Raw genomic sequence first — 22,421 nt, 5'->3', positions numbered from 1 at the left:
TTAGCAAACCCACCGCTAATGGCCCCTGTTCAGCAAAAGGTCCGCCAGCTCCAGCAGGGGCTTTTTATTTGCTTCCGGTGCCGCTACATTCTCCAGGTGCTGCAGCGCTATCTGCTGAAAGCGCTGTTTTTCCGCAAGGGCCCATTCATCCACCTTACAATCTTTATAGAGCTGCAGTACGCCGGGCACTTTAGCGGCATCGTCGCCGGGCAGGGCCAGCAGTTCCTGCAGTTGCGCCTGCTGCGCCGGGCTGCACAGCTCCCGCGCTTTCAGCAGCAGGAATGTTTTCTTGTTGGTGATAATATCCCCGCCTACCTGCTTGCCAAACTTGCCGGGATCGCCAAAGGCGTCCAGGTAATCGTCCTGTACCTGGAAAGCGATCCCGATATTCTTGCCAAAAGCGTAGAGGTGCTGCTGGTCTTCCTCGCCGGCGCCGCCGATCATGGCACCCATCTGCAGGCTGGCCGCCAGCAGCACGGAGGTTTTCATGGTGATCATGACCAGGTAGTCCGGGTAGGATACGGCTTCCAGCGGCATGTTTTCCATGTCCAGGTCCATTTGCTGCCCTTCGCAAACACCCAGGGCGGCCTCCAGGAATACGGCGGCCACTTTTTGCCGGTACCGGCCCTGCATGCAGTTGAGGTACTCAAAAGCGTACAGTTGCAGGGTATCGCCGGCCAGTATGGCGGTAGATGTATTGTACCGGATATGAACGGTGGGCCTGCCCCGGCGAAGCGGCGCGCGGTCCATGATATCATCATGCACCAGGGTGAAGTTATGGTACAGCTCTACCGCGTGGGCAGCCAGGAAAGCATCCGGCTCCAGCGGCCCCACCAGGGTATTGCCCATCAGGCAGAGCACAGGGCGTACCCGCTTGCCGCCGTTGCTCAGCGCATAATCAATGGCATCGTACAGGATGGCGGGAGTATCGGGGAACAGGCGATCGTTGAACTGGTCTTCGAACGCCGCCAGCAGGGCTTTGAAGGAATAATCACTTTGGCCGGCAGGCATGGTTTGCGGAGGGGAGAAACGGGTCTGCATAGTCTTCACACTTTTTACCAAGTTAACCCGCTTCTCCTGAAATTACACAGCAGTAAACAGCTATTTCTGCAATACCATTACATCGTTCATCATAAAAGTGCTGCCGCCGTCTGTCACCATGTTGTACACCTTTTGCACGCCGCCGGCAGCGGCTGTTTTACTGAATACGGTAAAGGCCCGGTAAGTCTGCGTAGCCTCGTCCAGGCACAGCACCTGCTCGCCGGTGCGGATCTCCCCGATCGGCTTTTTGCCGGCCGTGGTCAGCATCGGGTGGTTGGGCGTAGCCTGCAACACCCTGCTGCTCAGCCTCACCTCGGCGCCGGCAGCGGAGGACTGTTCCTGCGCCGCTACTACCAGCAGGCTGGTAATGGCATAGTTTTCCGCCGCGTGGGCTACCAGCTCTTTTACGGTCACGGTAGTGGCTGTACGTGTTTCCGGGTCAATGCTCAGCACCCGGTCGCCGGGCTGTATGTCGCGCAGCGCCTTTTTGCGGCCGTCGGCCATCGCTACTTCCTGGCTGCCGGGGAAGCAGATGTTATTGCTGTAGGTGGCTTCCTCATCCTTCAGGTTGCGGCCCTGGTTGGCCGCTTTGTACTGCTGGAAGCCAAACTCCTTTGAGAGCACGTAAGAGAGCTTGAGCACAAAGTTCTTTTCCTGCTTGTCAATAGCATGGATGTCCTCGAAGTATTTTTCCCATATCTCCGGGGCGGCGCGAAAGCCGGGCAGCACGGCGGCGTATTGGGCGCCTTTCTCGTTGGTGTAATAGATCAGGGTGCCCAGCTCTTTCATACCTTCCTTGGCCAGCAGTTTGTAGAGGTCCACCCGTTTCTTCAGCCCGTCGTCGCCGGTAATGAAATAGGGCTTGCGCATTTCGTAGCGGTCCAGCACGTAGGTGTTTTCAAACTTTACATAGGTATCGTTGTCCAGGTCCTTTACTTTGAAGGTCTTTGCTTTTTCATACTCCTCCATGCTAAGGGTGCGGGGCGCGGCCTCCGCAGCAGGAGCGGCGCCCTGTGCGCGCACCGCGCAGGCACTGCCCAGCAGCAGCATTGATAAAATGATGGTTCGCATAAGCAATATTGTTGTACGGTTATGATATTTCTTTGAACGCGGTGGCAAACGCCTCCATCTCGTCCATGCGGCCGATGCTGATCCGGCACCATTCCTTTTCATTGAATTCCCAGTTGCGCACTCCTACGCCGCGTTTCATCATTTCCTCCACGAAGCGGGCGCCGTCCATTTTAAGGGGAAACATCACGAAGTTGGCGGCAGAAGGAATGTATTCATAGCCTTCCTCCTTCAGCACTTTGTACAGGTATTCCTTGCTGGCGCTGGTCTTCTGCAGGGCGTCCTGCAGGTAGGGCGTATCCTGGTAGCTGGCGATGGCCGCCCCCAGGGCCGGCGCGGAAATAGACCAGGGGCCTTTGGTCACCTTCCCTATCTTTTCCAGCAGGGCCGGTTGCGCAATAATATACCCTACGCGCAGGCCGGCAAATCCATAGAGTTTGGAGAAGGTACGGGCGACAATAATGTTCTGTCCTTTCTTCACGCCGTCCACCATTGTGGCGGCCAGCGGGTCCGGCAGGTAATCGATATAGGCTTCGTCCACGAACACGGTTGTTTTCTGAGATACGCGCTCGCAGAAGGCCCTCAGCCTGTCCGTATCCACGGTGGTGGCGGTGGGGTTGTTAGGATTGCAGACGTACACCAGTTTGGTATCCGCATTCACAGCGGCTTCCATGGCGTCCAGGTCCAGCTTGTAATCCGCCGTTAATGGCACCTTTATCCACTGGGCGCCTACTTTTTCGGCGCTTTCCGGCATATCGTCATAAGACGGGTCTCCGCTGATCACGTTGCCGCCGCTGCTGCCAAAGCATACGCCGGCCGCTGTGAGCAATGGTGAGGAGCCGGCTCCCAGCAATATCATATCTTTTCCCAGCCCTTCATGGGCGGAGATCTTTTCCTCCAGCTCTTTCAGGTGCATGAAGGGATATTGGTAACTGCTGGCAATACTGTCCATGATAGCCTGTTTGGCTTTGGCGGAGGGACCAAAGGGGTTCTCGTTGGCAAACAGGCGGGCTTTCAGCTCGCGGGGCGCCAGTGCGCCAAATTCAGCGTCTGTAAGCCTCCGGGGCGCACGGCCCTTCAGGGAGTGTTCGGACATGGCGGCTACGCCATTCCACGCACCTGCCAGGAAAGGCAGGCTGCCTGTAAAAAGAGCGCTGGTCCTCAGCCAGTCTCTGCGATTCATAGCGGACATAATGGTTGATATTACAGGTTATAGAAAATGTAAAATCTTAAATGTAAAATGATAAATGTAAAAGTTGGTGGCAGTGTGCAATTGAAACCGTAAAGTTATATTAAGGCATGTCCGCTAACTTTTACATTTTACATTTGATATTTTACATTTTACATTCTAACTAACTAATTCGTTGCGTGCGCCGGCGGGTACGCCAGCCTTTGTTCCGCCACCCGGGCGTGCACCGCCGCTACCACGCTCCTGGCCGATTCAAATGCGCCGGCCATCCAGGCGTTGAGGTGGGTCATATGCTCCCCGGCAAAGTATACCTGCTTCTCCGGCTGCAGCAGCGCCTTATAGAACGTCTGCCGGGTTTCGGAGTTATACAGTGCCCAGCCGCCCAGGCTGTATGGTGTTTTATGCCAGGCAATGGAAAAACCGGTCTCAAACTCTTTTGCGTACTGCGGGTGTATCATACCGCCTTTTTCCAGGGCCAGTTGCCGCCGCTGCTCCAGGGATAGCGCGCCTACTTTAGCGGCGGTTTCATAAAAATTATAATAGCCGATCAGTATGCCTTTCTTTCCCAGGTAATCATTGGAGGGATAGAAGATCTGCGTCAGCTCATTGTTGGTATGCGTAATGCCGCCGTAAATGCCCTCATCCTCTTCCCAGAAGCGGCGTTTGAACTGCAGCCCCATTTTGCCGGTGGTCATATAAGGTATATAATCGATAGCGCGGCTTACGTCCGACGAAAAGTTATGATCAATATTGCTCAATACCGGCAGGGGAATGGTGCAGATGCAGATATCGCCGGAGAGCTGTTTTTCCCCGTTCTTATCCCGGTAGGTAACCCGCACGCCTTCAGCCTGGTTGTGAATGGCGCTTACCTTGCAGCCCAGGCGGATCATGGGCGCCACTTTCTTTTCCAGCGCCGCAGCGATCCTGTCCATACCACCGATAGCCTGGAACATGGTCATCTGCAGCTCGTACGTATATTCCGCCACGTTATAAAAGTCAGGGTCCATCAGGCCGGAGCTGATAATATCCGCCAGCCGGTAAGGGTCGGCAATCGTTCCTACCTGCGCTCCTGCTCCCGGCGGCGCAGTATACCCGCGGCGGCTGGAGGCTTTGTACAGCTTGTCTATATCCAGGCCGCCTTCTGCCCGCAGGTATTCAATGATCTTCTGCGCATCCTCTTTGGTAAGGCCGGCATCCACCTGGTGCTGGTCAATGGCCTTTGCCAGCATTTCGGTCATATAGCCGCGTAAGTCGTTATGTATTTCGCGTATCCTCACTTTTTTATTGGACAGGGGTCCCTTGCCTTCGCTGAAGTAGTAGGCCGCTTCGTTGATATTATTATACACCTGCAGGGGTACGCCCAGCTCTTTGCAGTAGTGTAACGTTAACGCATGATGGTGGGGAATGCGGGAGGGGCCTGCATTGAAATATAAGCCGTCGTCGAAAGTGGCGGTTTGCAGCGGCTGCTCCGTTTCCTGCAGGGCAGCGCCTTTGCGGATGCTCCAACAGCGGCCCCCCGTGCGGTTCCTGGCTTCGAGCAGGGTACAGCGGTAGCCCAGCTTGCTTAATTCATAGGCGGCTGTCATACCAGCAAGACCTGCTCCTAAAATAATGATGTGCTTGTTGTTTCCATTGCCACTTAGCTCGAAAGCATGTGCCGGGGCTGACCGTAGTAATCCTAACGCCATCATGGCCGGGTAGGCGGCAAAAGCCGTTTTACCGGCGGTAGTTAAAAATGCTCTTCTTGAAATTGGCATTGTTCAAAATACATTATCATATATTCTATATGCTTAAGTTAGACAAAAAAACTCATTTCACTTGTATAAATTACATGGATGTACAAACATTATCATAATGTATATGTTTAAATTAGGGTAAGAGACTGGCATTATTCTTGGTTTGTTCTCTCCAAACAGTAACTTTAAAAAAATTACAGTTATGAATACCATGAGAAAAATACAGCTCCTGCTCTTTGCAGCCGCTATCGGCATATGTGCCACCCTTGCGGCTACGGAAAGCCGCGGGCAGGGTATTGACACGGCAGTAAAGAAGGTAGGCAAAACAGGTAAGAAAATAGGCCAGAAAACCGCCTCCGTAGCGGTAAAAGGCGCTTCCCGGATCACAGATAATGTATATAAGGGCAAGGTAGGCCCGGATGGCCAGACGGTATATATCAATAAAAAGGACCGCAAGTATTATGTGGACGAAAAAGGAAAGAAAATATACCTGAAGGAGTCTGAATTACGTGATAAACCGGAGGAGTAGGAGGTAGGAAGTAAGAAATAGGAAGTAGGAAGTAGGATTACCCACATCTTACTTCCTACTTCTTATTTCTTACGTCTTATAATGACCGCCAATACCAGCAGCACCGCCAGCATCCCTGCTACTTTTGCCGCATTGGCATCATGCTGCTGCACTGCTTTCACCGCTCCCTTGTAGATGATAAACAGCATACACAGTAAGCCAGCAATCCTGGCGGACCTGGTAATTTTGAAGCCCAAAGGGATGGGCCTTAATCTTTGTTTGGATGGCATACCGATACTCTTTATTACTAAATACAACCGGAGCTATCAAACAGGGGGGTGCACACCACCTTTTACCTCACTGCTATCTGCAGCGGCACCAATGCCGTGGTCACGTCTTCTCCCTTGGTCGCTACCAGGTATAGCCGGCAGGCAGCCGGGTTTTCCGGTATCTGCAGCTTCAGGGAAGGCCCGCTGCCTACCTGCTTCATGGCCACGGCCTGGCCCCAGTAATTGGTCCTTACCAGTCTCCATTCAAACCGGACGTCCTGACCCGCACGGTCAGCCGCCAGCGTCCATTGCTGTTGCCTGCGCAGCAGGGCGCGGTAGGTGAGCGCTTCGCCAGGCTTTGTAAGCGCCGCCGGCCGTAGTACCTGCACCTCCGGCAGCAACGCCGTACCGGCAGGCAGGCCCCAGCGCGCACCCAACTGGTAATAGGCGGGCTTGTACCTTCCCCAGTGGTCCACAATACCATTAAAAGCCAGGTGTCCCCGTTCGCCGGCATCCTGCCAGGAGCCAATGAAAACAGCGCCGGTACTTGCAGGCAACTGCAGGTAATGCGGCACTGATACCTGGCTGATGAAGCAGGGCGCCGCCAAAGCCTTGATCTGTGCAATGCCGGCGGTGTCGCTGTTAATGATCAACCCGAATGCGTCCACCTCCGGCAACTGGCGCTGCAGCCGCCGTATAGTAGCCGCCAGCCGCTCATTCATGCTTACATCCATGGTCACCGGCCGGTAGGGGTCTGCCCGCTTTATACGGATCAGCAGCTTCTTCAGCCAGGCCATGTACGCCTGCTGCGGATACAGCGCTGCCGGTTGTGGAAACCGGGCGGCCAGTTGCTGCCACAGGGTATCGCCAATGTTCCAGGCCATAATGCTTTTATCGTCTTTCAGGGCTTTTACGGTGTGCATGATCTCCTCCGCCAGCGCATCCGGTGCAGGTATATTACCGGCGGCATCCGGCCCGGGAATATGAAAGCTGTAATGCACTTTCATGTGCAGGTCCTTTGCCACGGACAGGATATTCCGGTCGTACACGCCGGGGCCGGTACGCCGGATCACATTTACGCCCAGGCGCTGCATGGCGGTCAGGTCCTTTTCTATCTCCCGCCGGGTCAGCGCATGGAAATTCCGGTACCAGTGCCGGCCTTTTTCATAGTGCATGCCGCGGATGGTATCCATAAGGTGCAACCGCTGCCGGTCCGGGCTGTCATACACAGCCAGGGCGGGTATGGCGCTGTGCTTTCCCGGAGACGGTTGACCGCTGCCTGCACGGAACTTTGCTGTAGCCAGGGTAAAACAGGCGGCCTGGTCGCGCAGCTTCCAGTTCAGCACACCGCTGCCGGGCGCACCCGGTACATTGCTGTCTATATCCGAGTTAAACAGCACCGTCGCTTTTATTTCCGGGAACTCCTGCTGAATAGCCGCGAAGGCGCCATTCAGCCATTGCTCCTGGCTGCCGGGCGGGCCCAGGGAGCCGGTTTCCGCCACCATCACGGGCAGGCCTGCACGGAAAAGCGGGTGCCGGTGAAAGGGCGCATACAACTGTTTAAACGTATAATCGTTGCCATCGGGATTGAGGGCGCCATAATTCAGGCAGGTCACGCCTATCCAGTCCACATAGCCATGGCCGGGAAAATAATCGTCTATTGCGCCCGGTTTCCAGGGGCTCCATACCCACATTACATTATAGGCCTTATGCTGTATAAAAAGATCATGCACATGGCGCCAGGCGGCCCGGAACTCTTCCGGGGTATTCTCCCCGGCGGCGGACCAGGGATAGGAAGGATTATCCATTTCGTGCGCAAAGCGCAGGTACACCGGGCGGTGCAGGTCCCGCAACTGTTCGGCAAACTTGAGCAGGTAACGGTCAAAAGCCCCTTCGGTGATCCGGGCCAGCATCTTCTTTTCGGAGGATAGCTGTTCATGGCCGGCCGCCTGCCGGAATAGCGCCGCCCAGGGCTCCCAGGTGATCATGGGATAAGAGCCGTTGTTATAAATGGAGTCCAGCAACTGCTGCGGTACATAGCAGCGTTCCTCATCACCCCATGGAATGTATAATGATATAATGCCAAAATGCGTGTTATACCTGCGCTGGTAATCATACACATGCTGCAGGGAGGTACGACCGCCCGGGGCTGCAGGACTGAAAATGCCGGTATAGAAAACAGAACGCTCCTTTGTTTGCACCGTTACCGGTTCCGGCAACCTGGACGCGCCGGTCAGGAAATACAGGGCCGTGAAGGAAACAAACAGGATCAGCAGCAGGGCAAACCTGCGGATGCCGGTGTACAGGCCATGTCTCAAATGCCAGAGCTGCTGCTTGACCTGCAGCCAGTAGATAAAGGCCAACTTTATCACCGCTACCCTGGCCCTTAGCCGCCGTAGGTCACGCTGACGGCTAACCGCAATATTGAACAGCATAATAGCGCAGTTCATAGCCGCAATACCGGCCATCACCCAGGTATACGGATTCCAGTCCCGGTATAGGCCATATACAATCGCTGCAAGGGATGCCACGGCAATAGCGGCATTGGGAATATTCAGCCGCCAGTTATCCTCCCCGCTGTCATCTTTAGGCGTGGGTATGTAGGGCACTTTTTTACGCATGATGGTATACACCAGCCCAAGGATGTAGATCCACCAGGTGCCAATGAGCAGCAGGCCGCCTACCACATGGTTGCCCCGTTCATTTTCCCCCATTACCCAACGCTGCACAAAATGCCGGATGGCCAGCGTAGCGCTGAGAAAAGGCAGGCCTGTGAGCGCAAAGGACAGCAGGTCCACCCGGAACGGGATCAGGTCCAGCATCAGCGAAAGTATAGGCACCAGGAAGTTGATGAGGAAAATAACCCCTGAAAAATAGTGGAAAGGAATAGTGCCGTAATGCAGGCGCTGCCGCCAGGTAAATTTGCTGAACAGGCGCGGAAAGGAAGTCACCAGCAGCTCAAAGGTGCCGCGCGCCCATTTCAGTTGCTGCTTATAGTAGGCCGATAAGGTGGAGGGCACCAGGCCATAGGTGAGCACCTCCGGTACGTATACGGATCTCCATCCTTTGGCGTGCAACTGCATGGCCGTATGCATGTCCTCCGCCAAACCTGCTGCATGGCCGCCAATAGATGCCAGGGCCGTTCTGCGGAAGGTGCAGTTGGCCCCGATGGCCAGCACCGTGCCATAACGGTTCATGGTCATCATCATGGGGCCGTAGAACTGGAAAGTCTGCTGCGCCGCGCCTTTGGCGATCAGGCTGTCGCGCAGGTTGTCATAGGCCTGCACCACCTGTACAAAACCTACCTCCTCATTATTAAAGTGCGGTATGATGGGGTCCAGGAAACCCGGCAGCGGCACATGGTCCGGGTCCAGCACCACGCACAGCTCCCCGCCGGATTGCTTTAAGGCATTATTGATATTACCGGCCTTGGCATCCTGTTTATCCGTGCGGGTAACATGGTGCACGCCTAACTGCCGGCATACTTCCGCCAGGTAGGGATCATTGGCCTCATCGCACAGGTAAGTGCTATGCGGATAGCGGATAGCCTGTATGGCCTGCAGCGTTTCCACGATCATGGAGTAGGGCTCGCCGGCGCAGAAGGTGGTAAAGATGTCTACGGTAAACGGCCGGCCAGGTGGCGGTACGCGTGGTACCGTAATATAAAAGTAATGATACCACTCATGCAGTATACGCAGGCAGGTGAAAACGGTACCGGCCATCAGCAGCCAGTAGAACGGTGCATACCCTACCTGCAGCGGGTTAAACAGGCAATATAAAAAATAGCCCATCCCGGCTATGCCGATCCCTATCATCAGCCGCAATGTATATAGCTCCGCCCTGGAAGGTGGAACCGCTTTTTTGGGTGTTCGCATAATGCAATAGTTCACATGGTTAATCAACAACGTAAAAGGGGGTATTGGCCGTCGCAAAGTTTCCGTATCCGTCCATTACCTTTACATATATCCTGTAAGGGCCTGCTTTTGAAGGGGCCCTGAACGTCAGTGTATGGCTGCCGGCAGGCGCAAGCAGGGTATCCGGCATTTTCAGCGGGGCCAGACCGGTTTCGCTGAACCAGTCCTCCTGCCATATTTCCCATTGCAGTGCAAGGGTATCCGGCCCCCCGTTCTCCAGCAGTATTTCAGCGCGGTGCCGGGTACCGGGCGCCAGCATGATATTGTCCTGCGCGCCCTTATCATCTACCAGCATGTATTTCAATTGCGGTGCGGCATGGGCCGGAGCCCTGCCGGTCCACAGGTGCTGCATTACGCTCACCGCTTCCGTGGCGGCCGCCTGTTCATCAAACATGCTGAACCAGGTAGAGGTGGTTTCCTGCTTTTGTCCCCAGTAAAATACCAGCGCGCCCAGGAAGCCGGGCGCCTTCACCGGCAGGTGCCGGTGCAGCTCCCGGTAATGCTCCGCCTTCTTGGTGCTGGTGCTTTCAATGGGCGCATCCCACGCCGTGAGCGCGGACTCCCAGGGGCCATAAGTGCCCCATTCCGTCACCAGGAAAGGGCCGCTCCAGAGCCAGGCAGATCTTTTCAACTGTTTGTCCAGTGTCTTCAGCTTACCGAAGGTGTTAAAGGAAAGCAGGTCCAGGTCATGCACTTTCCACTTTACCAGCAATGCCTGTACGATATTGAAATTGGCGATGGTGGTAGTAACGGGATGGTCAGGGTCCGTGGCATGGATCATGTCCAGCAGGCGGTTGAATGTTTTGTAGAACGCGCTGTAACCGGGCTTGTAAGGAAAGCCCAGCTCATTGCCCAGGCACCACATCAGCAGTGCGGGATGGTCCTTATAACGCTGTACGGTACGGGTAAATGCGCGGTATTGCGCGCCTGTTCTGGCCGTATCCTTATAAAAGTAATCCAGGTAGCCGCTGCCGGGCATGGGCAGCCCCACGATCACGGCCAGGTGGCAACGCCGGGCCTCGTCCAGGATGGCGCCTATGTTGGTAGTGTCCCAGGTACGGATGGTATTGCCGCCTATTTGCTGCAGCCTGTCAAGATGGGTGTAACCGGATGCGCCCCTGATGGTGAAAGGCTTTCCGTTGCGATAAAGGGTGTATTGCTTTCCTGCTTTCTGGACAAAAACTTTCCGGTGGTTAATGGGAGATGATGAGGGCGTGTTACAATAAATCGAAAGCAAAGGAAGCACCCAAAGCAGGTATTTCCGTAATGTCATGGTTCTTCAATAAAAAAGCTATGGCGTACTTGTCCCTTTTAAATTAAGAAATGGTCAGATTTTTTTTGGTACTCATTCTAGCACTTTTCGTGCCGGATTTCCTAGCCAGGCCGCCTTTTTGTATATAAAACAGGAATATTGAGCGGCGCCTGGGCGGTGGTCACATCACTTCCCCGGGCGGCCACCAGGTACAGGCGGCAGGTGGAGGGGTCTTCAGGTATCTGCAGGCGCAGTCGCGCGCCGCTGCCCACGCGCTTCATGGCCACGGGGTTGTGCCACTGGTCCGTTCGTACCAGGTACCATTCAAAGCGCAGCCCTGCCTGCGGGTGAGCGGAGGCCAGTTGCCACTGGCTGTTACGGTACAGGATAGCATGGTAGGTCAGCGTTTCGTTATACCTGGTGAGGGCGGCGGGGCGGAGTATCTTTACGGGCGACAGCACAGGAACGGCTTCTTTCTTTACCCAGTACTGCTTCAAGTAGTAGTAATTGCGTTTGTGCCGCCCCCAGTGATCCACCAGGCCCTCGAAAGCCAGGTAATCCCTGTCGCCAATGTCCTGCCAGGCGCGTATAAAAGCGCTTTTGCCGCGGTTCCCCATCTGCACATATTGCGGCACAGATACCTGACTGATAAAACAGGGGGCGGTCAGACCGCTGATCTGCCGGGCGCCGGCAGTGTCCTCCTTCGGGATGATCAGCCCGAAAGCATCTATTTCCGGCACCTGCTGCTGCAACTGCTGTATTACATCCTCCAACTGGCCATTTACCCGCACGTCCATGGTGACGGGCCTGCCCGGGTCCTCCGCCCTGATCCGCGCTACCAGCTCCCCGAGCCATGCCGCACAGGCATACTGCTGATAGGTAAGGGTGGGCTTATAGAAACGGGCGGCCAATTGCTGCCAACTGGTATCCGCAATGTTCCAGGCAATGATGCTGCTATCTCCCTTCAGCTTTTTTACGGTAGCCAGGATATCCTGCGTTACTTTTTCCGGCCTGGCCGGCTCCGATGCCATTTCCGAAACATCTGGCACGCTAAAGCTGTAGTGCACCTTCATATTGCACTGCGCCGCTACGGACAGTATGTTCCGGTCATACACACCGGGACCGGTGCGTTTGATGGTATTGATGCCGGCCTGTTTCATGGCGGTAAAATCTTTCTGTATCTCCCGCCGGGTCAGCGCATGAAAGCTGCGGTACCAGTGCCGCCCTTTCTGGTAGTTCACCCCGCGGATAGTGTCCGGCAAAGCCAGGCGCTTCAACGGCGGCCGCGTAGCCGGCGCCAGGGCGGGCAGCCGGCCTGCTCTATCCGGGAACCCGTTGCGGTTGAAAGCACGGTAGCGGTCCATCACGCTCCTGGACAGGTTGCTGTCAATGCCCCCGTTATAACATACCAGGGCCTTTATTTCCCTGTAGGCGCGGTCGGCCGCTTCCAGGGCTTCCTTCAGCCTGGCTTCGCGGCCGGCGGCGCTACCGGCAGGAACGGCGCTTTCCAGCACCATTACCGGTAATCCTGAGCGGAAAACAGGGCTCCGGTGAAAAGGGGCGTAAGCAGTGGTAAAGGAGGGGTGGCGGCAGGGCACACAAAGCCAGTCCACATACCGGGCGCCGGGAAACCAGGCCGCTACCGCCTCCGGCTGTGCGATGCTCCATACCCATACTACGTTATACACCCCACGCTTTCCAAAATAATCGTGCACATACTGCCAGGCGGCCCGGAAAACAGCGGGGGCCTGCACGCCTTCTCCAGCCCACGGACCGGCAGGATCATCCGGCTCCGGTGCAAAACGCAGGTACACCGGTTTGTTCAATGCCTTTAACCTGGAGGCCCATAACGCCAGGTAGGGATCATAGTCCCCGGCAAGGATCTGCTGCAATATATTTTCCCGGCCGGCAGGCGGCATCCAGGTGATCAGCGGGTAAGAGCCGTTGGCGTAAATGGAATCCAGCAGCAATCCCGGCATCGCTGCACTGTCCCGGTTGTTCCAGGGCAATTGCAGGGATATGATATTGAAATGGCAGTTATAGTCCTGCTGGTAAGCATTCACCTGCTGCATGGCGGTAGACGCGCCGGGGCTATATATACCGGCGTAAAAGATATCCTGCTTCTGGATGCGCCGGCTCATGCGGGTAGGCATTTTGGAAGCGGCAGCCATAAAGAGGATGGTGGCGGTGAAAATGCAGATCAGCAACAGCAGGGCGAAACGCCGCACCCCGTTATAGACCCGGTGCCGGAAAAACCAGAAGCGGAGCTTCAGCAGCACTACATATTCCATTACGCTCCTGACCGTTCCGGACTGGTTGCGGATGCGCGCCAGTTGATGCCGGCGGCTGATGACGATGTTGAACAACATAATACCGCAGTTCATACCCGCAATGCCGGCCATTACCCAGGCAAAGGGGTTCCAGTCTGTATACAACCCGTATACGATCGCTCCTGCAGAGCAAAGCGCTACGGCGGCATTGGGAATGTTCAATGTCCAGCTATCCGGCTCACTGTCATCTTTAGGCGTGGGAATGTAAGGCACTTTCTTGCGGATAATGGTATATACCAGGCCAAGGATATAGATCCACCAGGTGCCTATCAGCAGCAGGCCGCCTACAATATGATTGCCCCGCTCGTCTTCCCCCATAACCCAGCGCTGCACAAAATGCCGGATGCCCAGTGTAGCCGTCAGAAAAGGCAACCCTGCCAGGGCAAAGGAAAGCAGGTCTACCCGCAGGGGAATAAAGCCCAGCACCAGGGAAAGCACCGGCACCAGAAAATTGATCAGGAAAACGATGCCCGATAAATAGTGGAATGGGATAATACCGTAATGCAGGCGCTGCCGCCAGGTAAATTTTTTGAAGAGCCGGGGGTAGGAAGTCACCAGCAGCTCAAAGGTGCCGCGCGCCCACTTCAGTTGCTGCTTGTAGTAAGCGGACAGCGTGGAGGGTACCAGCCCATAGGTGAGCACTTCCGGCACGTATACCGACTTCCATCCTTTTGCATGCAACTGCATGGCCGTATGCATATCTTCCGCGAGGCCGGCCGCGTGGCCGCCGATGGACTCCAGCGCCGTTCTGCGGAAGGTACAGTTGGCCCCGATAGCCTGCACCGTACCGTAGCGGTTCATGGTCATCATCATAGGGCCGTAGAACTGGAAGGTTTGCTGGGCAGCGCCCCTGGCAATCATGCTGTCGGACTGGTTGCTGTATGCCTGCACCACCTGTACAAAGCCGATGGCTGCATCATTGAAATATGGTACAATGGGGTCCAGGAATTCCGGCAGGGGCACGTGGTCCGGGTCCAGCACCACGCAAAGCTCCCCGCCGGATTGCTTCAATGCATTGTTGATGTTGCCGGCTTTAGCGTCCCGTTTATCCGTGCGGGTAACATGGTGCACGCCTAACTGCCGGCATACTTCCGCCAGGTAGGGATCATTGGCCTCATCGCACAGGTAAGTGTTATGCGGATAGCGGATAGCCTGTATGGCCTGCAGCGTCTCCACGATCATGGGATAAGGCTCGCCGGCACAGAAGGTGGTAAAGATATCCACGGTGAACTGCCGGCCGGGCGGTGGCGCCGGCGGCACCGTAATATAAAAGTAGTGGTACCATTCATGCAGTATGCGCAGGCAGGTAAAGAAGATGCCAGCCATCAGCATCCAGTAAAAAGGCGCATACCCCACCTGCCGCGGGTTCAGCAGGTAATAGAGCAGGAAGCCCATGCCGGCTATCCCGATCAGGATCATCAGCCGCAGGGTGAGCAGCTCGGTACGGGAAGGAGGATGTGCTTTCCTGGGTACTTGCATGATGCGCGAACAATTTTTATCTCAACAGGTGCTTCGTTATTCCTGTTCCACTACATAAAAGGGAGTATTGGCAGTAGAAAAGCTGCCCTGGCGGTCCGTTACCTTTACATATACCCGGTAGGGGCCTTCCTGCCGTGGCGCGGTAAACGTCCATTGACTGCTGCCGGTGATCAGGGTATCCTGCACTTTTACCGGCTGCTGCTTACCCAGCTCGCTGAACCAGTCCTCCTGCCATATTTCCCAATGCAGGGCGAGCGAATCTGCCGGTGCGTTCTCCATCAATATTTCCGCGGTTTGCGCAGTGTTGGCGGGGAAGATAATATTATCCATTGCGCCACGGCCGTCCAGCAGCATATACTTCAGGGGCGGTGCGGCGTGCGCGGGCGGGTGGCCGGTCCACAACTCCTGCATGACGCCTGCTGCTGCCGTCATCCCCCCCTTTTCATCCAGCAAACTGAACCAGGTGGGGGTTAGTTCCTGCTTTTGGCCCCAGTAAAATACCAGTGCGCCCAGGAAGCGAGGGTTGCGGGCCGGCAATTGCGTATATAATTGCTGGTATTGCTCCGCTTTTTTGGTACCGGTATTTTCCACGGGCGCGCCCCAGGCCGTTCTGCTCACCTCCCAGGGACCGTAGGTACCCCATTCGCTTACCAGGAAAGGGCCGTTCCAAAGCCATGCATACTTGTCCAATTTCCGCTGCAGGCCAGGCAACTGCCCGAATATATTAAAGGAGACCAGATCCAGGTCATGCACTTTCCATTTGATGCACAGCGCCTCCCATATACTGAAATTGATCATGGTAGTGGTAACGGGATGATCCGGGTCTGTAGCATGGATCATATCCAGGAGGTCATTAAATGCTTTTATAAAGGGACGATAGCGCCATTTGAAGCTGAATCCCGGCTCATTGCCCAGGCACCACATCAGCAGCGCCGGATGATCTTTGTACTGTTGTACCGTACGGGAAAAAGCGCGGTACTGGGCGGCTACCCTGGCGGTGTCTTTGTAAAAATAGCCGGTGTAATCGCTGCCGGGCATGGGCAATCCTACTATCACCGCCAGGTGGTGGCGCTGCGCCTCATCCAGGATAGCGCCTATATTGGTGGTATCCCAGGTGCGGATGGTATTGCCGCCAATGGCCCTCAGTTTCCCGGGATGCGTATAGCCGGCAGCGCCTCTTATGACAAATGGCTGCCCCTCACGGTAAAGCGTATACTGCTTTCCTTCTTTCCGGATAAAAACTTTGCGGCTATCTGCAGGGGCCGGGGAAGTATTGCATTGCGTGAAGAAACAAAATACCAGCGCCATCAAAATTAAACAGTATCCCCTTCCCTTTCTAATGCTGATCCACATGAATTCCTCTGTTAATCTCCAAATACCAGCAGCCGGATGACATCAGTGATGCATCGGGGCTATTGGTAATTTAACGAATTTAGCTGAACCGGCCTATAACATCTAAGTACATTCATCGGCGGCAGCGCTTTAACCTTCCAGCTCGCTCAGCTCCAGCCAGCGCATCCCTTTTTCATCCAGCAACGCCATCACTTCTCCCACGCGGCGGGTAAGGGGCTCCAACTCTTCATAGGGCAGGCTGCCGGCGGCCAGTTTGTCGTCGATGGATTTTTTCTCTGCTTCCAGTTTGGTCATCTCCTGTTCCAGCAGTTCCAGCTCCCGCTTCTCCTTGTAGGAGAGCTTGCGCGGCTTGCCGGCAGCAGCCGTGTCCGCTTTTGCTACATTCGTGTTATCTGCCGGCAGGGCGGATTGTTTGGTCGTGCTACGGCTTTCCTCTTTCTCCCATTCCCGGTACTGGGTATAGTTGCCGGGGAAATCGCGCACTACCCCATCGCCTTCAAAAACAAACAGGTGATCCACCAGCTTGTCCATAAAATAACGGTCATGGCTCACAATGATGATACAGCCCTGGTACTCCTGCAGGAAGTCCTCCAGGATGCTGAGGGTGGGCAGGTCCAGGTCATTGGTGGGCTCATCCAGCACCAGGAAATTAGGGTTGCGGAACAGGATGCTGAGCAGGTGCAGCCTTCTTTTCTCCCCGCCGCTTAGCTTGGACACGTAGGTGTACTGCTTTTCCGGGGGAAAGAGGAACAATTGCAGGAACTGGGCGGCGCTTACCCTGGTGCCGTCCGCCAGGGGAAAATATTCTGCAATGTTCTTTACAAACTCAATAATGCGCATGTCTTCCTGCAGCACCAGGCCCTGCTGGCTGTAGTAGCCAAACACCACGGTGTCCCCTACGTTGACCTTGCCGGAGTCCGGCTGCTCTATGCCCAGCAGCATATCCAGGAAGGTGGACTTACCGACGCCATTCCTGCCTACAATGCCTATGCGCTCCCCTTTTTTGAAGGTGTAATCAAAGCCTTTGAGGATATGCAGGTTGCCGTAGGATTTATACACTTTCTTCAGCTCCAGTATCTTGCCGCCCAGGCGGGTCATTTTCACATTCAGCTCCAGTTGCTGTTTTTCCAGGCGTACGCTGGCTTTCTCCTTTACATCATAGAAAGCGTCTATGCGGGACTTGGCCTTGGTGGTGCGGGCCTTGGGCTGCCGGCGCATCCACTCCAGCTCCTTGCGGTACTGGTTGCGGGCCTTTTCCACGCTGGCCTTATCGCTTTCCTCGCGGGCAGCCTTCTTCTCCAGGTAGTTCTCGTAATCGCCTTTATAGATGAATAGCTGCTGCTGGTCCAGCTCAATGATCTCATTACACACGCTATCCAGGAAATAACGATCGTGGGTCACCAGCAGCAGGGTCACATTCTCCTGGTTCAGGTAGCTTTCCAGCCATTCTATCATGGATACGTCCAGGTGGTTGGTCGGCTCATCCATGATCAGGAGGGTATGCTTGTGCTCAAAACCGATGTCTATCAGCACTTTGGCCAGGGCCACCCTTTTAAGCTGGCCACCGGAGAGGGTGCCCATGAGCTGGTCCAGGTGGTGGATGTTCAGCTTGCCCAGTATCTGTTTTACCTTGGCATCAAAGTGCCAGGCGCCCAGTTCATCCATTTTGGCAATGGCCGCCGCCAGCACGCCGGCATCCGGCTCCCGGCCTTCATCGGTCAACTGCTCGTATTCCTTGATGGCGTTGAGCACAGGGTGGTCGTAAGCAAAAATATTGGCCAGTATGGATCTGTTAAGGTCAAAATCCGCCTGCTGTTCCAGCATTACCACTGTTACTTCCTTATGGATCCATACCTTGCCCTCGTCCGGCACGTCTTTACCGCATAAAATGCGCAGGAGGGTGGATTTGCCGGTACCGTTGAGCGCCACCAGCGCTATTTTATCTCCCTCCTCGATATGAAAAGAAATATCCCTGAACAATGGCTTTTCGCCGTAAGATTTTGTAAGCCCTTCAACCGTTACGTAATGCATGGGGCGAAGATAGTAAATCTGGTTGCTTATAACTGGCATAGTGCTTGTGATTAACTGCGGATAGCAGTTTTTTGTTGCACTTTCAGAAAACTTTTTGTACATTCATCTGAGCCACTTTCTGACTGTAGTATAGTACCTGCCTTATGGGATGAAAACCTTGTCAGTTGCTATACGAGATCGGCCTTTATCCATTTGTTTATCGCTTACCTGCAAACTGCTGCTGTATGTATGTACCCTGAGGGCGTAAAAAAACCCCCCGTTGATCACGGGGGGGAAAAGCGCTTCGTAAGCCAGTGCGTTTTTAATTACTTCTTCAAGATAAGGTCCGGTCTTTCTTCCTGTGTTTTTCCGGTGACCATGCTAATCAACATATACAGCATGGTAATCAATAGAATAACAAGCAAATGTAGTACAATGGCAGGCATCATAGGTATGTTGTAATGGTTATTAATGCTACTATACTACTAATATAAGGCATTCCTTTGCCTTATGCACCTACCCTTTTGTGCTATTCTGCTGTCACCTGTCGCTAAAAATCGTAATAGAGTTGGCGGAAGCTGCTCCGCAATCCTACCTGGAAGATGAGTTCGTTACTTCTCCAGGCATCATTCCGTTCCTGGCGGCGGATAACGGATACCTCCAGGCGCATGTTGTTTTTAGGATTGAGCAGGAAGGCGATGGTGCCCTGCAGGTACAGCAGGTTGGTGGACAGCCCCTGGCCGATGCTGTTGCCATATTCCAGGGTGCGCGTTTCGTAGGATTTGAAAATGTCCTTCCCGAAATTGGTGCCCGTTGTATCCTGGCCATAATTCGCCAGCATGATCTGCCCCCGGAGGAACCAGCGCCTGTACTGGTAATCGGCAATATTTACCCATTCCACAAAATTGGCCCCCATGGGATGCGCGAGCGGCTGGTTATAATGGCCGTAGTTATTGAGGGTGGTACGTTGGGAGTAGGTGAAGGGCCTGGCAGCATTTACTTCCGTGAGTATATTCAGGCGGTTTACTTTGAAGATATTATTGGAGCGGAAGCCCAGTTGCCCGCCGAACTTATTTCCCCACCAGCCGTCACCGTTAGTTACCTCTTTCAGCTTGAACTCATCCAGCAGGAACTGGCCGTATAGGGCACTGTTGCGGCTGAAGGTGTATTTAGCGTTCAATCCCATAACAGCATTATCAGCCGAGCCTACGGAAAACTCTACCGGGCGCAGGAAAATGATGGGATTGAGGTAGCTGACATCGAAGCCGCGCTTGCCGGAGGAATCGGAATCCTGCCAGATCACCCCGCCGAAAAGGCCAACCGATATCTTTTTGCTCACATTCCAGTCCAGGTAATTGAACACGCCCCATTTTTTCCTATAACCGTTGTCGTAAGAGGCCTTGGGATAGCGCATATCGATGAACTGCGCCCACATGGTAGTGTATTGTATACGGCCCACATTGGCCACTATTTTCAGGAAGGGATAGTTAAAGGGCACGTCCGACAGCAGCATGGAGCGGTAGCCATCGCCTACAAAGTTCTTATCGTATCCCAACTGGAAGTTAAAATGTTTTCCCGCTTTATAGTTGATCAGTGCGGAGGCATAGGCAAAGTCAAAGGCATCCGTATTATAGGTTTTCCACTGCCCCTGCCCCGGTATTACTTTGGTAGCACGGGCATAGGCATCCACATACAGCGGGAACTTGCCCTGGTTCTCGTAGAATTCCGTGTAGAAGGTAAGGTTCTTTCCTATCCGGCCCCCTGCCACTACACCCCGGGTATTGAGCCAGGTGGTGCCGTTCCGGTTGCTGTGCCCTACCTGGAAGTCGGGCAGAAAGCTGGCATAGAAATCGTAATCGTCCCCGCTGAACTCCAGGAGATGTTCCCGGAACAGCTTGCGGTGCCACCAGGATCTTTTCCGGGCGGTATCCCCTGGCAACTCAAAGTTGGGCTGCACCATGTAATCCCTCAGGGAGGAGTGATAGCCGCTGCTGTCCGACATGGGTTGGTAAAAACCCAGCGAATACTGTCGGCCGGCGCTTTGGGCCTGCACATAGTGGCTGGCAGCCAGGCAGCAAATGGTAAGCAACGCTGATACATGGAGTTTTTGGTGCATAAGTAACGATTTGTGAGCTAAGGAGCAAAGATAGGAATATTACGAGACACAAAAGTAATGCCGGAAAGCTTCCCGGGGGATGCTCTGGAGGTTGGAAAAATACAGGGGATACTTTAAATCATTAAGACCTATTGCCCATTAGCAATGCTTTGTATGGTTTTATCCAATCCTTCCCGCAGTGTAAATGGAGCCTTATAACCCATTGAGGCTATTCTATCGGCGGAAAACCGGGTGGTAGCACAGAACTTTTTGATCCTGACAGCACTGATGGGTAACTTCTTATTGATGATTTTCGCCACCAGATCCAGGAAAACTCCTCCCAGGTACCCAATAGCATAAGGGATTTTTATAGGGGCCACTCTCTTATTTAATGATATACTTGCCTGCGCCACCAGCTCCCTGGTACTCAAATCAGGTTTATCGGCATAGTTAAATAGCTGGTATCCTGTAATATCCTGATCAATACAATACTTTAAGAAATGTACAATGTTTTCCACATAGGCCATCGACTTCTTGTTATTCCCGGAGCCGATCATCAGGAACTTTCCGGTGGCGATCTGCTTTAGCAGGTTGTAAACGTTCCCCCGGTTTCCCGGTCCAAAAACAACGGTTGGCCTTATAATAATTAATGTCCGATTCCCGGGATCCTTGTTATACCACTCTCTCAATACCTCTTCTGCCTGCCATTTACTTTTGCCATAATGGTTAAATGGGTCGACCGGATGTGTCTCTGAGGGGTTTTCCTTATTCAGGCCATAAACAGCTACAGAACTGGTAAAAATTATCTTTTTAATTCCCTTCTGATCCATAACATCCAGCACATTCCTTGTGCCATTGACATTCACCTCGTAATACAACGAAATGGGTTCCACATTGTCCTGGTGTTCTGCGGCCAATAATATTACCCATTCCGTTTGCTCAACAGACTTTTGTACATCGGATACATTACGTATGTCCGCTATCCTGGCATAAGGGATATTTACCGGCCTTTTATCTATAACACAGTATTTACTACCTGTTTCTCCCAATTTTTCTATTAAACTGGTCCCTATAAAACCAGCTCCCCCGATAATTGTAATATTCATAGGTTTGTTACTTTAACGGTAAAAGTCAAGGCGTGAAGAAATAGATTGCGGTAAAATAAGACTATTATCCGTTAAGGTTCCGGTCAAACCCTCTTTTTACAAAATGTTATTATTAATTTAAAATTGGAACATATTGATCAGCTCCAGCCGGTATGCTGCACCTGCTCGTATACCTGGCGGATACCCTCTTCCAGCCCGATGCTGGCTTTCCAGCCAAAGCTATGGAGTTTGGTCACATCCATCAGCTTCCGGGGCGTGCCATCCGGTTTGGAGGTATCGAAGGTAAGCGCGCCTTTATAACCCACGATCTCCTGTACGAGCCTTGCCAGGTCTGCAATGCTGATATCCTCTCCTACGCCAATGTTTACCAGCCCGGGCTCGTTATAGTTTTGCATGAGGTAAAAGCAGGCATCGGCCATATCATCTGCATGGAGGAACTCGCGTTTAGGCGCCCCCGTGCCCCATATCACCACTTCCGGGGCGCTGTTGACCTTTGCCTCATGGAACTTGCGCAGCAGCGCGGGCAGCACATGGGAGTTCTGCAGGTCGTAATTATCATTGGGACCGTATAAGTTGGTCGGCATCACGGAAATGAAGTTACACCCGTATTGATCACGGTAGGCATCGCACATTTTGATGCCGGCTATCTTGGCAATGGCATAGGGCTCATTGGTAGGCTCCAGCAAGCCGGTGAGCAGGTATTCCTCTTTGAGGGGCTGGGGAGCCAGCTTGGGATAGATGCAGGAGGAGCCGAGGAACATGAGCTTTTGCACGCCGGCTTTATAAGCATGATGGATCACATTGCTCTGGATCATGAGGTTATCATACAGGAACTCCGCCCGGTAGGTGTTATTGGCAATAATGCCGCCCACCCTGGCAGCGGCCATGAACACATAGTCCGGCTTTTCCTGTGCAAAGAAAGCGGCTACCGCCTGCTGGTCCCGCAGGTCCAGCTCTTTGGAGATACGGGTAATGATATTATTAAAACCGTCCTGTTGTAGTCTTCTAACGATGGCAGAGCCTACCATGCCGCGATGACCGGCCACGTATATTTTGTGCTGTTGGTTCATG

Annotated in this window: 14 protein-coding genes; 1 reads left to right on the top strand and 13 read right to left on the bottom strand. The window is 53.9% G+C overall.

Translation table 11 applies throughout. From position 1 onward, the window contains the following. Positions 1 to 15: 15 nt before the first annotated feature. The 4 genes from LX66_RS07190 to LX66_RS07175 form a co-directional block, all read right to left on the bottom strand. Positions 16 to 1,041 (bottom strand): polyprenyl synthetase family protein, encoded by a 1,026-nt coding sequence (locus LX66_RS07190; protein ID WP_244620323.1) that lies wholly within the window; start codon positions 1,039 to 1,041, stop codon positions 16 to 18. A gap of 60 nt (positions 1,042 to 1,101) precedes the next feature. Further along, on the bottom strand, positions 1,102 to 2,112 hold the full coding sequence (locus LX66_RS07185) for a Hint domain-containing protein (protein ID WP_158642563.1): 1,011 nt from the start codon (positions 2,110 to 2,112) through the stop codon (positions 1,102 to 1,104). Between the two features lie 19 nt (positions 2,113 to 2,131). Further along, positions 2,132 to 3,292, bottom strand: a complete 1,161-nt coding sequence (locus LX66_RS07180) for a pyridoxal phosphate-dependent aminotransferase (protein WP_158642562.1) — start codon at positions 3,290 to 3,292, stop codon at positions 2,132 to 2,134. Positions 3,293 to 3,465: 173 nt separating this feature from the next. Beyond that, positions 3,466 to 5,055 carry a flavin monoamine oxidase family protein gene (locus LX66_RS07175; RefSeq protein WP_145711295.1) on the bottom strand — a complete coding sequence of 530 codons (1,590 nt, stop codon included), beginning with the start codon at positions 5,053 to 5,055 and terminating at the stop codon, positions 3,466 to 3,468. 181 nt (positions 5,056 to 5,236) lie between these two features. Between LX66_RS07175 and LX66_RS07170 the strand changes: the two genes are divergently transcribed. Beyond that, complete coding sequence (locus LX66_RS07170; RefSeq protein WP_145711293.1) at positions 5,237 to 5,563, top strand: hypothetical protein; 327 nt, start codon at positions 5,237 to 5,239, stop codon at positions 5,561 to 5,563. A gap of 62 nt (positions 5,564 to 5,625) precedes the next feature. On the opposite strand, the gene LX66_RS28525 is transcribed toward LX66_RS07170, so the two are convergent. From LX66_RS28525 to fcl, 9 genes are all read right to left on the bottom strand, one after another. Next, positions 5,626 to 5,751, bottom strand: a complete 126-nt coding sequence (locus tag LX66_RS28525) for a hypothetical protein (RefSeq protein WP_262713209.1) — start codon at positions 5,749 to 5,751, stop codon at positions 5,626 to 5,628. A gap of 143 nt (positions 5,752 to 5,894) precedes the next feature. Then, positions 5,895 to 9,686, bottom strand: coding sequence for a glycosyltransferase (locus tag LX66_RS07165; RefSeq protein WP_145711291.1), 3,792 nt, complete (start codon positions 9,684 to 9,686; stop codon positions 5,895 to 5,897). Positions 9,687 to 9,705: 19 nt separating this feature from the next. Continuing rightward, the gene (locus tag LX66_RS07160) at positions 9,706 to 10,998 is read right to left on the bottom strand and encodes a glycoside hydrolase family 2 TIM barrel-domain containing protein (RefSeq protein WP_145711289.1); all 1,293 of its coding nucleotides are present in this window, start codon (positions 10,996 to 10,998) and stop codon (positions 9,706 to 9,708) included. A gap of 101 nt (positions 10,999 to 11,099) precedes the next feature. Beyond that, positions 11,100 to 14,786 carry a glycosyltransferase gene (locus LX66_RS07155; protein ID WP_145711287.1) on the bottom strand — a complete coding sequence of 1,229 codons (3,687 nt, stop codon included), beginning with the start codon at positions 14,784 to 14,786 and terminating at the stop codon, positions 11,100 to 11,102. Between the two features lie 36 nt (positions 14,787 to 14,822). Then, positions 14,823 to 16,094 carry a glycoside hydrolase family 2 TIM barrel-domain containing protein gene (locus LX66_RS07150; protein ID WP_158642561.1) on the bottom strand — a complete coding sequence of 424 codons (1,272 nt, stop codon included), beginning with the start codon at positions 16,092 to 16,094 and terminating at the stop codon, positions 14,823 to 14,825. 174 nt (positions 16,095 to 16,268) lie between these two features. Continuing rightward, positions 16,269 to 18,209, bottom strand: a complete 1,941-nt coding sequence (locus LX66_RS07145) for an ABC-F family ATP-binding cassette domain-containing protein (RefSeq protein ID WP_244620322.1) — start codon at positions 18,207 to 18,209, stop codon at positions 16,269 to 16,271. A gap of 490 nt (positions 18,210 to 18,699) precedes the next feature. Beyond that, complete coding sequence (locus tag LX66_RS07140) at positions 18,700 to 20,265, bottom strand: hypothetical protein (RefSeq protein ID WP_145711283.1); 1,566 nt, start codon at positions 20,263 to 20,265, stop codon at positions 18,700 to 18,702. A gap of 128 nt (positions 20,266 to 20,393) precedes the next feature. Next, the gene (locus tag LX66_RS07135) at positions 20,394 to 21,350 is read right to left on the bottom strand and encodes an NAD-dependent epimerase/dehydratase family protein (RefSeq protein ID WP_145711281.1); all 957 of its coding nucleotides are present in this window, start codon (positions 21,348 to 21,350) and stop codon (positions 20,394 to 20,396) included. A gap of 137 nt (positions 21,351 to 21,487) precedes the next feature. Then, positions 21,488 to 22,420, bottom strand: coding sequence for a GDP-L-fucose synthase (gene fcl, locus LX66_RS07130; RefSeq protein WP_145711279.1), 933 nt, complete (start codon positions 22,418 to 22,420; stop codon positions 21,488 to 21,490). Position 22,421: the final 1 nt, after the last annotated feature.

Source organism: Chitinophaga japonensis (genome assembly GCF_007830125.1).
Taxonomy (GTDB): Bacteria; Bacteroidota; Bacteroidia; order Chitinophagales; family Chitinophagaceae; genus Chitinophaga; species Chitinophaga japonensis.
The sequence above is the reverse complement of the archived record's forward strand: the minus strand, read 5'-3'. Positions and strand labels throughout refer to the sequence as shown.